The sequence below is a fragment of the Bradyrhizobium jicamae genome (assembly GCF_018130695.1).
In the GTDB taxonomy this organism is placed as follows: Bacteria; Pseudomonadota; Alphaproteobacteria; order Rhizobiales; family Xanthobacteraceae; genus Bradyrhizobium; species Bradyrhizobium jicamae_B.
Map to the genome: position 1 here is coordinate 318,333 of NZ_JAFCJX010000003.1, position 11,816 is coordinate 330,148.

The window sequence follows — 11,816 nt, forward strand, 5'->3', positions numbered from 1 at the left end:
TTATTTCGCCTGGGCGTGAACCTTCGCGGCGAGCTTCTCGCTCGATCCCGATGACGCCAGTTGCGGGCGATACGAGGCCCAGGGCTGCGCCGCCTCGAACGCGGCCGCGATCTTGAAGATGGTCGGCTCGTCGAGCCAGGGCGCCACGATCTGCAGGCCGATCGGCAATCCATCCTCATCGAAGCCGCACGGCACGGTGGCGGCCGGCAGGCCGGCGAGATTGATCGGCCAGGAGAATGGCGACCAGCCGAGATGCCGATCCACCCCGACGCCGTCGATCCGGTCGACGCCGAGCGAACCGGCCTCGAAGGCGGTGACGGCAACGGTTGGCGTCATCAGCGCATCGACGCGTTCGAACAGCTTTAGAAATGCACTGCGTGCCTGGCCGCGCCGGTATCCGGCCTCGATATAGTCGGTGCCGCTGTAGCCACGGCCCAGCGCGACGACGTCGCGATAATCCTTCTCCGATGCCGCGAGGTCCTCGATGCTCTTGCCGAACACGGCAGCGGCCTGCTCGGTGAAGGCGATCGGCTTCAAGGTATTCTCAAGGATTTTCGGATCGAGCGCCGGACCATCCTGGCTGACACGCGCGCCACAATCCTCGAGCACGCCGAGCGCCTTGCCGAAGGCGGCCCGAACCGCAGGACTGACGGCGGCATAGCCGAAATCGATGCTGGCGCCAATCCGCAAGCCGCCGAGCGGCTGCGGTCGCGCGTCAAAACTCCGCGGCGACAGCGGCAGGCTGGCCGCATCGCGCAGATCCGGACCGGCGATGAGGCCGAGCACCAGCGCGGCATCCGCGACCGTGCGCGTGATCGGCCCGGTATGCGCCAGTGACGCCCAGGACGGTGGCGCGAAGCCGGGCGAGCGCGGCACCAGGCCGAAGGTCGGCTTGAGGCCGAACACGCCACAGAACGATGACGGCACCCGGATCGATCCGACACCGTCGGTGCCGATCGCGATCGGCCCGCAGCCGGCGGCCACCGCGGCCGCCGCACCTCCGCTCGATCCGCCGCTGGTTTTTTGCAGATTCCAGGGATTGCGCGTGATGCCGGTGACAGGACTGTCCGCAGTCAGCTTGTAGCCGGATTCGCAGGTCGTGGTCTTGCAGGTGATGATCGCGCCCGCCGCCTTCAGCGATGTCACCACGGCGGCATCGACGTCGGGCACGAAGCTCTTGTTCAGCGGCGCGCCGCCATAGGCGGGCACGCCGCCGACGAACACCAGGTCCTTGATGGTGACGGGCACGCCCGCGAGTGGGCCGGCGATGTCTCCTGCCCGCATCGCGGCGGTGACGCGATCAGCGTCAGCGCGCGCCTGCTCGTACATCGGCGTCACCACGACATTGCAGGCCGCGTTGACGGTTTCGAGCGCGGCGATGGTGTCGTCGACGACGTCGCGCGGCGTAAACGCCTTGCGGCGATAGCCATCGACGATCTCGACAGCCGACAGGGCCGCGAGCCCGCCCGCGGCGGTCGGAAGGGCCGTACGGCCAGAACTCGCTTTGGTCATGAAGCCGGGCGCTCACTCAATGCCGCCTGGACGGCGCGTTTCGCCATCACCGTGACCAGATGCGCACGGTAATCGGCTTCGGCATGGATGTCGGAGGTAAGGTTGTCGGTATCGATCCTGATCGCCGCGATGCTTGCGGGGTCAAAACCCTGCGACAGCGCATGCTCCATCGGCGGCACCCGGAATACGCCGGGCCCCGCGCCCGTGACGGCGACGCGCACACCGTCGCGAAATTTTGCGACGAACACGCCGACCAGCGCATAGCGCGACGCAGGAGCCTTGAACTTGGCGTAGCCTGCGAGCAACGGCACCGGAAATCGGACTGCGGTGATGATCTCGCCCGGCTTCAACGCCGTCTCGAACAGACCGCGGAAGAAATTGTCGGCCGCGATCTCCCGCTCATTGGTGATGATGGTCGCCGCCAGGCCGAGCACGCCGGCCGGATAGTCAGCCGCCGGATCATTGTTCGCGACCGAGCCGCAAATGGTGCCGCGATTGCGCACCGAGGGGTCGCCGATCTGCGAGGCCAGCGCCGCGAGTGCCGGGATGCGCGCACGCACCAGCGACGATTTGGCGACCTCGGCATGCGTGGTCATGGCGCCGATCGTGATCGTGGCGTCGTTGTCAGTGCAGCCCTTCAGGCCCGGCAGCTTCGACAGATCGATCAGCGCCGGCGGGCTCGCCAGCCGCTGCTTCAGCGTCGGGATCAGGGTCATGCCGCCGGCGACCAGCTTGCTGTCGGGTTCGGCCGCCAGCAGTTTCGCGGCTTCCGGGATCTGGCCCGGCTGATGATAGGCAAACGCTTTCATTGGTGTTGTCCTCCCCTACTCGGCCGCGATCGGCACCGAGGCGTTCTGGATCAGGCGCCAGATCCGGTTCGGCGTCGCCGGCATGTCGACATGGGTGACACCGAGATGCGACAGCGCGTCGACCACCGCATTGATCACGGCGGCCGGCGAGCCGATGGTGCCGACCTCGCCGCAGCCCTTCACGCCCATCGGCGTGTGCGTGCACAGCGTCGAATGGGTCTCGACCTTCATCATCGGCATGTGATCGGCGCGCGGCATGCAATAATCCATCAGCGAGCCCGACACGAGCTGGCCGGAGGTCTCGTCATAGACCGCGTTTTCGTAGAGCGCCTGGCCGACACCCTGCACGATGCCGCCATGCAGCTGCCCTTCGACGATCATCGGATTGATCACTGTGCCGACGTCGTCGACGGCGGTGTAATTGACCAGGGTCACCGTGCCGGTCTCCGGATCGATCTCGACCTCGGCAATGTGGCAGCCGCCGGGATAGGTGAAGTTGACGGGATCGTAATAGGCCTGCTCCTCGAGGCCCGGCTCCAGCACTTCGAGCGGATAATCGTGCGGCACATAGGCCGCGCCGGCGATCTCCTCGAATGTCTTGATGCGGTCGGTGCCGGCGACCGAGAATTTGCCGGCCTCGAACTGAATGTCCTGCTCGCTGGCTTCGAGCAGATGCGCCGCGATCTTCTTGCCCTTGACGATCACCTTGTCGGCCGCCTTCGACAGCGCCGCACCGCCGACCACCAGCGACCGCGAGCCGTAGGTACCCATGCCGAACTGCACGCGGTCCGTATCGCCGAACACGATGTCGACATTGTCAAAGGGCACGCCGAGCTTGTCGGAGACGATCTGCGCGAAGGTCGTCTCATGGCCCTGGCCGTGATTGTGGGTACCGATCAGCACCGTCACCTGGCCCGCCGGATGCACGCGGACGGTCGCGCTCTCGTAAAGGCCACCACGCGCGCCGAGCCTGCCGGCGAAGCGCGATGGCGCCAGCCCACAGGCTTCGACATAGGTCGAGAAGCCGAGCCCGCGGAATTTGCCCTTGCGTTCGGAAGCCGCCTTGCGGGCACCAAAGTTCTTGACGTCGCCGGCGACCAGCGCGCCGTCGAGGCAGCCGACGGGATCGCCGGAATCGTACTGCACCAGCACCGGCGTCTGGTACGGATAGGCCTCTTTCGGGATCATGTTGCGACGGCGCAACTCGACGCGATCGATGCCCATCTCGCTTGCCGCGACATCGACGATGCGCTCGACGACGAAGGTTGCCTCGGGACGGCCAGCACCGCGATAGGCGTCAACCGGCACGGTGTTGGTGAAGACGACCTTGACGTTGCAATAGATCGCCGGCGTCGTGTAGACGCCGCCGAGCAGCGGACCGTAGAGATTGGTCGGAATGTTCGGACCGAAGGTCGAGAGATAGCCGCCCATATTGGCGAGCGTCTTGACCCGCAGCGCCAGGAATTTTCCGTTCTCGTCGAGCGCGAGCTCGGCCTCGGTGACGTGGTCGCGGCCGTGGCGGTCCGAGACGTAGCCCTCGGAGCGGCTCGCCACCCATTTGATCGGCCGCATCACGCGCTTGGCGGCCCAGGTGATGACCGCTTCCTCGCCATAGTGGAACTGCTTGACGCCAAAGCCGCCACCGACGTCGGGCGCCACCACACGCAGCTTGTGCTGGGGTATCTTCAGCACCAGCGCCCCCATCAGGAAGCGCACCACATGCGGGAACTGGCTGGTGCTCCACAACGTGTAGCGATCGGTGCCCGGCTCGTATTCGGCGATCGCCGCACGCGGCTCCATCGGATTGCCGATCAGGCGGTTGTTGGTCAGGCTGAGCTTCGCGACATGGGCGGCCTTCTGGAACGCGGTCTCCACCGCGGCCTTGTCGCCGAGCTCCCAGTCGCAGCAGATGTTGCTGGGCACGTCGTCGAACAGTTGCGGCGCGCCGGGCCTGACGGCATCGAGTACGCCGACCACCGAGGACAGCACCTCGTAATCGACCTCCACCAGCTCGGCGGCGACGTTCGCCTGCTCCACCGTCTCGGCGACGACAAAGGCCACGAGGTCGCCGACGAAACGGACCTTGCCCTGCGCCAGCATCGGGAACGGCGGCTCCTTCATCGGCACGCCCTTGGCATCACTGATGCCCCAGCCGCAGGGCAGCGAGCCCAACCCATCGGCCGCGACATCATCGCCGGTCAGCACGGCAATGACACCGGGCGCGGCCAGCGCCGCGCTCTTGTCGATCCCGCGCAGCACGGCATGGGCGTGCGGCGAGCGAATGAACACACCCGCGGTCATCCCGGCGCGCTTGATGTCGGAGACGTAATTGCCACGCCCGGTCAGAAACCGCTGGTCTTCCTTGCGCTTCGGTGCAGCACCAATTCCGATCACGTCACCCATGGTCACTCCCCCGCGTTTGCCGCATGCATGGCGGCAGCGCCCGCCATCACCGAGACGACGATGTTCTGATAGCCGGTGCAGCGGCAGATGTTGCCTTCGAGGCCGTGGCGCACCTCGGCTTCGGTCAGCACGCCCTTGTCCTGCGCCAGCGCCACCGCGGTCATCACCATGCCCGGCGTGCAGAACCCGCATTGCAGCCCATGGTTTTCGCGGAACGCCTCCTGCATCGGATGCAGCCGGTTCGATCCGGGCGCACCCTGCAGCCCTTCGATGGTGAGCAGCGTAGCGCCGTCGAGCGCCGGCGCCAGCAATGTGCAACTCTTCACCGGCGCGCCATTGAGATGCACGACGCAGGCGCCGCATTGGCTGGTGTCGCAGCCGATATGGGTGCCGGTCAGATTGAGGTGCTCGCGCAGCAGCTCGGTCACGAGCATCGATGGCGCGACATCGACCGAGGTCGGTCTGCCGTTGAGTGTGAAGGATATCTGCACGATGGATACTCCCTGTCGAGAACGGGTTCAGGCAAGAGCACGGGCGCGGTCGGCCACCCAGGTGGCCAGCACGACGTCGCCGACATTGAGCGGATCGGAGAAGAACGTTTTCTCGGGCACATAGGCGACGAACTCATCATCGGGGATCGCGTCGAGCATCACCTTGACGAAGGCGCCCTGATATTCGATCGCCAGCACGCGAGCCGACAGCGCCGCAGCGCGCCCGGGAGGCAATTGCGCATCGGGCCGCATCAGCTCCACATCGTCGCGGCGCACCGCGATATCGACGCTGTCGCCGACGCTGATCTTGCGGGCCTGCAGTGGCACCTCGATGCCCGCGCCCTGTACCGGCTGCACCAGCGTGAACGTGGCGCCGTTGACCTTCTCGACCCGTCCGGACAGCACGTTCTGTCCACCCATGAACTCGGCGACGTAGCGGTCGAGCGGCTGGGCGTAGACTTCGCGCGCCGGCCCGGCCTGCTTGATCCTGCCGTTGTCCATGACGACGACGAGATCGGCGAGCGCGATCGCCTCGAGCTGGGTATGGGTGACGTGGATGAAGGTGATGCCGAGCTCGCGCTGCATGCGGCGCAGCTCCTGGCGCATCTGCACGCGGAGCTGCTCGTCGAGCGCCGACAGCGGCTCATCGAGCAGCAGCACCTTTGGCCCCGTGATCGCGGCCCGCGCCAGCGCCACGCGCTGCTGCTGGCCGCCTGACAGATGCGACGGCAGCCGATCGGCGAATTTCGTCAGCCTGACCTTTTCGATCATCGCGTCGGCGGCCTTGAGGCGCTCCGTCTTCGACATGCCGCGCACCCGCAGCGCAAAGGCGATGTTGTCGCGCACCGTCAGATGCGGGAACAGCGCGTAGGACTGGAACATCATCGCGGTGCGCCGCTCCACCGGCGGCAGGCCGACCACGTTCTGGCCGCCGATCACGATCTCGCCGGCTGAGGGATCCTCATGCCCCGCGATCATGCGCAGGATCGTGGTCTTGCCGCAGCCGGAGGGCCCGATGAAGCAGCAATAGGCGCCGTCCTCGATCTTGAGATTGACGCCGTCGACAACATTGGTCACGCCGTCAAAGCTCTTGCAGACCCCGGCCAGCTCGATATCGCCGCGCTCGATCTTCATATCCAACCTCTAACCTGCCGCGGCGCGGCTGCCGCGCTTCTTCTGGATCAGCACGATGGTGCCGAGGCTCACGCCGATCACGATGAAGGAGATGATCGTCGTCACCGTGCCGAGCGCGTAGAGCGAGGGCGACGTCACGTTCAGCGTCATGCTCCAGATCTCGAGCGGCAGGGTGTTGAGCGAGCCCGCGGTCTGCAGGCTGCGCGCGAATTCATCATAAGACAGTGTGAAGCCGAACAGTGCCACCGCGACGAGGCCCGGCGCGAGCACCGGCACGATCACGAGCCAGATCGCCTGCCAGCGGCTGGCGCCGAGATCGCGCGCCGCCTCCTCCCAGGCATTGTTGAAGCGCGACATCACCGCGAACATCACGAGCACGCCGAACGGCAAGGTCCAGGACAGCTGCGCGCCGAGCGCGGAGGTGTACCAGCTCGCATTGAGGCCGAGTGCCTGGAACAGCAGACCGGTGCCGAGGCCAAGCACCAGGCCCGGCGCCACCAGGCTGCCGATCATCATGTAGAACACGAAGCCGTCACCCCTGAAGCGGCGGCGGAAGCCGAGCCCGGCCATGAACGAGATCACGACCGTGATAACAGTGACCAGCACTGCGAGCTTGATCGAGCGATCGAACGAGCCCTTGACGTCGCCGGTCCGCACCTGCGTGAACAGGTCGACGAACCAGTGCAGCGAATGGCCCTTCATCGGAAACACCAGCCCGCCGCGGACATCCTGGAACGACAGGATGTAGATGCAGATCATCGGCCCATAGAGCGCGATCACGTAGGCGGTGAACAGCCCAGCCAGGACGTAGAAGGTCCACGGCCGGCCACCGCGGCTCGGCGCAATCGCCTTCCGCGTAGCGGGAGCCGCGACCACTCTGAGATCCGATGTCGCCATGCTCATCGCGCGATCTCCTGGCGGATATCGACGGTGCGCAGGATCAGCGCGACGATCGCGACCAGCACCAGCGTCAGCAGCACGGCACTGGCCGCCGCCGTCGGATATTGCAGCACGCCGACGTCTTCATAGAAGGCGCTGACCACCGAGGCCGAGCCACCGCCCGACATCACCTTCACGACGAAGAAGTCACCCATCACGATCGACACCACGAAGATGGTCCCGAGCGCGATGCCGCTCTTGGACATCGGCACCACGATATGGCGCATGATGTCGAAACGGCTGGCGCCGGCATCAACCGCGGCCTCGATCACCCGCTTGTCGATCCGCGCCATCGCGTTGAAGATCGGCACGATCATGAAGATCGTGAGCTGGTGGACATAGGCGATCACGACCGCAAGATCGGAGAACAGCAACACTTCCAGCGGCTGGTTGATGACGTGCGCCGACATCAGCCCGGCATTGATCAGGCCTTCCTTGCCGAGCAAGGGAATCCAGGAGATCATCCGGATGATGTTCGAGGTCCAGAACGGCACCGTGCAGACCAGGAACAGGCCAATCGCCAGCAGCTGGTTGCGAACGTGGAACACCAGGAAATAGGCGACGAAGAAACCGATCACCAGCGTGAACAGCCAGGTGAAGAAGGTGAACTTGATTGTCGCCAAATAAAGCTTCAGCGTCAGCGCCGAATGTAGCACCTCGATGTAATTCGAAAGCGTGAAGCCCGGCGTCAGCCCGCCAAAGCCGTCGGTCTGGAAGAAGCTCGCCGCCAGCACCACCAGGATCGGCGCAACGAAGAATGGTACCAGCACCGCGATCAGCGGTGTCACGTAAAGCCAGCCGGAGAGATTGGCGCGTGAAGGACTCTTTGTGCGTGGAAGACCTGGACTGCTTTGCATGTCGGCGGTGGTCCGCTCGTCGAATTCGGGAAGGGTGCCGGCACGTCGCCGCGCCGGCCGTCGTCGTCAGGGAAGGAGAATGATGCGAAGCAGGATCTACGCCACCTTGAAGTCGTTCCAGCGCTTGTTCATGTAGGCGGCTTCGTCCATCAGCGTGTTCCAGCAGGAGATGTTGGTGACGCGGTCGAGGAAGGAGCCGCCGTCGCGCTTGGTGCCGGCCTTTTCCATCGGCACGCCGTAGGGATCGTTGACCACCTCGGGCGCGGGCTTGCCCTCGTACCAGAACTCCCATTCGGCCGGCGTCAGGAATTTCTTCGCGGTCGACGGCACCGGGCTGTAATAGCCGTAACGCGCGACGAAGCCGCCCTGCCAGCCCGACAGATACCAGTTGAGATATTCATAAGCGGCGTCGAGCTTCTTGCCCGAGAGGTGCTTCATCAGGCCCATGCCGTTGCACCAGCCGCGATAACCTTCCTTGCCGTTCTTGACGTTGACCGGCGCGTAGACGCAGGGAATCTCTTTCACGCGCACCGCGGCGACTGCCGGCGACCACATCGACTGGATCACCACCTCGCCTGCCGCCATCAGCTGCACCGACTGGTCGAAGGTGGTCCAGGTGGCACGGAACTGACCGGACCGCTTCAGCTCGATCAGCTTGTTGCAGGTGAAGTCGATCTCCTCCTTGATCATATTGCCCTTGTTGCCGTACTTGATCAGCCCGGCACTCTCGAAGCACAGCGCCGCATCCATGATCCCGATCGCGGGCACGTCGAGGATCGCGGCCTTGCCCTTGAACTTGGGATCGATCAGGTCCTTCCACTCGGTGACTTCGTGCCCGACGAGGTCGGGCCGATAGCCGATGGAGTCGGCGTTGTAGACCTGCGGCAGGAAGGTCGCCCACTCCGTGACACCCTCATGCAGATCGGTGGCATCGGGCTTTTCGATGTACATCGCCTCATAGGGCGAGATGCCCTGGCGCGGGATCTTGTGGCCGTTGATCTCGCCCTTGGTGAAGATCGGCAGGATGTTGTCGAACTCCTTGATCTTCTTGACCTCGATGCCCTGGATCACGCCGCGCTTGGCGGCGAGCTTGGCCTGCCAGCCCTCGAGATCGGCGATGTCGACGGTGTTGGGCTGCGAGATGAACCGGTTGATCGCAGCCGAGGTGTCGAGATTCTGCATCGTCACCTTGAAGCCGAGATCCTTGGCGGCCTGGTCGCCGATCGCCTTCACCACCGAATAGGACACGCCGGCATGGCGCAGCTCGATGTCCTTGATCTCCTGCGCCCAGATCGTCGGAACGCTGAAGACATCGGATCCTGCAGCAGCGCCGGCCAGTGCTGCACCCGCCTTCAACAACGAACGCCGGCTCACGTTCTTGCCGGCCGCAGCAGCTTTCCCCTGTTGATCGTTCGACGTCCTCGTCGGCTGAGACATGGCAACCCTCGTTGGTTACAATGAGCATCCGCAATGATCGGGCTGATCGATTGCCGGTGTGATCAATTGCGAGGGAGGCTATCGACGGGATTTTTCGAAGTAAAATTGGAAGGAAAAATTCCGCGCATAAGCGAGATTAATGAAATGACGGCCTGCTCTACATTTCGGCACGAGGCATAATAAAAGGACAGCACGCCGAAAACTTCAGCCGTTTCATCACGCAAACGGCTTCAGCGCACATCGTCTACACGCGGTTGCGTCGCGTGCGCGTCAAATGCGCGCACAATATTTTTGCGAGGAACCGATCTCGTTCAGGGACGCAATGTCGGCGTCGTGTTCGGCGCCGGCGCGTGCTCCATCTCGGACTCTTCCGGCAGCTTGTCGCCGTGAACGTGGAGCGGCGTACCGATCCAGATCGGGTCAATCAGGTGATCGCGGCGCGGGTTTGTGGTGTTGGGATGGACCAGCACACTCAGGCTGCCGCGGTTGAGCATCAGCCACGGCACGAGTTGCGGAAACACCTCGGTCGCGAACGCAACCTGATACATCGCCTGATCATGCGGCCCGACCTTGACGTCATGCCAGCGCCCGAGCGTGACCGAGAAGCGCTCGCCGATCCAGTTGCGCAAACGCTCGGCTTCCGCCCGGCTCGTGGCGGGATCGTAGTAGATGTGCGCGTGGAAGCTTGCGATTTCGGCCAACGCACGCGGGGCGCCATGAGTCTGCTCGGTCATCGCTTCATTCTCCGTTTCGTTCGTCATCGTCGCCGCAGCACGCTGAACTGGAACGACTGTGTCGTATCCCAGGGCGTGACATGGCGATGCGCTTCATGCGCTATCAATTCAAAACTTTCACCCACGGTCTCGGCGAGCGAGGCCGGATCATAGCGCCGCACGGGCAGGCCGCTGCACTTCTCCGGCCCGTCGAGCGCGAACGTGCCGATGATGGCATGTCCATCAGCCGTTACGCCATCGATCATGCGGTCGAGATAGGCGGTGCGGTCGCGCTCCTCGACCAGGAAATGAAACGCCGCACGGTCGTGCCAGATGTCGAAGGCTTGCGGCGGCTGCCACGTGGTGGCGTCATCGGCAATCCAGCGCACGGTGTCGCTTGCCGGACCGACCCGAGCTCGCGCGGCTCGAAGCGCGGCCTCCGACAGATCGAGCACCGTCAGCGCATCAAAGCCATGCTGCAGCAACGCATCGACGAGACGCGACGCACCGCCACCGATGTCGACGATTGCGGCATGCTTGCCCGGCGCAAAGGTCTCGATCAGCCGCAGCGACGGCTGCGGGTCGGCCTGCGTCCAGCTGACCTCCTGCTCACCCTTGGTGAGGTAGACAGTCTGCCAGTGCGACTGACGGTCGGAAGCGGTCATGACGGAGCGGCCTGGCTCGGCAAGGGGATGCCTGTGACTTAGGCATGACATCTCCTGCCGTCAACATCGCCACCCGCCGGGCCGGGCCACAAATGCCGCATTTGATTTGCCGCATTTTCAATCTAGCGTAGCAACGGGATCGGATGAGAGCGCTCGGATGGCCGTCTTTGGCTGGACACGCGACAGGAAGCCTGCGCCGGAACCGGAGGCCGATTTCGGCTTCGCCGGCCTGACCAACCCTGCGGCGCTGCTCGACGCCATCAACAAGGCGGTGCCGCGCTATCTCGCGCTCGCCGACGACGGCAAGCTGATCCACCCCGCCTGCAAGCGCAAGCCGGCCGATGCGGGCTGCGACCTCCGCACCATCTGGGAGCATACGCGGCTGGAGGCCGTGCGCTACGTCGCGATGGTGCCGCGCCAGGAGCCGGCGCTGCTGGTCGATCCGTCCCGCCAGGCCGAGATGATCGACGCCTTCCTGCGCCAGCGCCCGCACGACAACACCGTCATCGATTTCACGGGCACGGCGATCGAGGATTACGGCATCGCGATCTATGCCGCGCTGAACTGGCTGAACCATTGCGGCGCGCTGGCCGGTGCCGATCCGCGCAAATTCTCCGGCACGCTGCGCAGCTTCCGCAAGGTCATGGTCGTCGCGCAGCAATGGTGGGCGCTGGAGGGCGCGACCGAGCGCTGCGCGCAGATGCTGCAGGCCGGCGAGCCGCCGCCGCTGACGCTCTTGCTGCTGTGGGCCGAATGCACCAACCTCGGCAAGGAGATCGCGCTGGCGTCGGCCCCTGCTTCGTCCGATGGCACCGCGCAATCGGCCCGGGAGCCGGACGAGTTGCCGCGCGGATGA

Annotated in this window: 11 protein-coding genes; 1 reads left to right on the forward strand and 10 read right to left on the reverse strand. The window is 64.8% G+C overall.

Annotated elements, in window-relative coordinates:
• The 10 genes from JQ604_RS06710 to JQ604_RS06755 form a co-directional block, all read right to left on the reverse strand.
• Positions 1 to 1,512 (reverse strand): amidase, encoded by a 1,512-nt coding sequence (locus JQ604_RS06710; RefSeq protein WP_212354564.1) that lies wholly within the window; start codon positions 1,510 to 1,512, stop codon positions 1 to 3.
• Positions 1,509 to 2,321, reverse strand: a complete 813-nt coding sequence (locus JQ604_RS06715) for an FAD binding domain-containing protein (protein ID WP_212354566.1) — start codon at positions 2,319 to 2,321, stop codon at positions 1,509 to 1,511. The genes JQ604_RS06710 and JQ604_RS06715 overlap by 4 nt, the downstream gene beginning before the upstream one ends.
• Before the next feature lie 15 nt (positions 2,322 to 2,336).
• Positions 2,337 to 4,724, reverse strand: a complete 2,388-nt coding sequence (locus JQ604_RS06720) for a xanthine dehydrogenase family protein molybdopterin-binding subunit (RefSeq protein WP_212354568.1) — start codon at positions 4,722 to 4,724, stop codon at positions 2,337 to 2,339.
• Between the two features lie 2 nt (positions 4,725 to 4,726).
• Positions 4,727 to 5,215 carry a (2Fe-2S)-binding protein gene (locus JQ604_RS06725; protein ID WP_212354570.1) on the reverse strand — a complete coding sequence of 163 codons (489 nt, stop codon included), beginning with the start codon at positions 5,213 to 5,215 and terminating at the stop codon, positions 4,727 to 4,729.
• A 27-nt stretch (positions 5,216 to 5,242) separates the two neighbouring features.
• Positions 5,243 to 6,349: an ABC transporter ATP-binding protein gene (locus JQ604_RS06730; RefSeq protein WP_212354572.1), complete on the reverse strand. Its 1,107-nt coding sequence runs from the start codon at positions 6,347 to 6,349 to the stop codon at positions 5,243 to 5,245.
• A gap of 9 nt (positions 6,350 to 6,358) precedes the next feature.
• Positions 6,359 to 7,252: an ABC transporter permease gene (locus tag JQ604_RS06735; protein WP_433996231.1), complete on the reverse strand. Its 894-nt coding sequence runs from the start codon at positions 7,250 to 7,252 to the stop codon at positions 6,359 to 6,361.
• Entirely contained in the window at positions 7,249 to 8,145 is an 897-nt protein-coding gene (locus JQ604_RS06740; RefSeq protein ID WP_212354574.1) for an ABC transporter permease, read from the reverse strand. Before JQ604_RS06740 ends, JQ604_RS06735 begins: the two co-directional genes overlap by 4 nt.
• Positions 8,146 to 8,241: 96 nt before the next feature.
• Positions 8,242 to 9,582 (reverse strand): ABC transporter substrate-binding protein, encoded by a 1,341-nt coding sequence (locus JQ604_RS06745; protein ID WP_212354575.1) that lies wholly within the window; start codon positions 9,580 to 9,582, stop codon positions 8,242 to 8,244.
• A 311-nt stretch (positions 9,583 to 9,893) separates the two neighbouring features.
• Positions 9,894 to 10,316 carry a DOPA 4,5-dioxygenase family protein gene (locus tag JQ604_RS06750; protein WP_212354577.1) on the reverse strand — a complete coding sequence of 141 codons (423 nt, stop codon included), beginning with the start codon at positions 10,314 to 10,316 and terminating at the stop codon, positions 9,894 to 9,896.
• Positions 10,317 to 10,339: 23 nt separating this feature from the next.
• A complete protein-coding gene (locus tag JQ604_RS06755) occupies positions 10,340 to 10,960 on the reverse strand; it encodes a class I SAM-dependent methyltransferase (RefSeq protein ID WP_212354579.1) in 621 nt (206 codons plus the stop codon).
• 157 nt (positions 10,961 to 11,117) lie between these two features.
• Here JQ604_RS06755 and JQ604_RS06760 point away from each other — a divergent pair, with 157 nt between their 5' ends.
• Positions 11,118 to 11,816: a hypothetical protein gene (locus tag JQ604_RS06760; protein WP_212354587.1), complete on the forward strand. Its 699-nt coding sequence runs from the start codon at positions 11,118 to 11,120 to the stop codon at positions 11,814 to 11,816.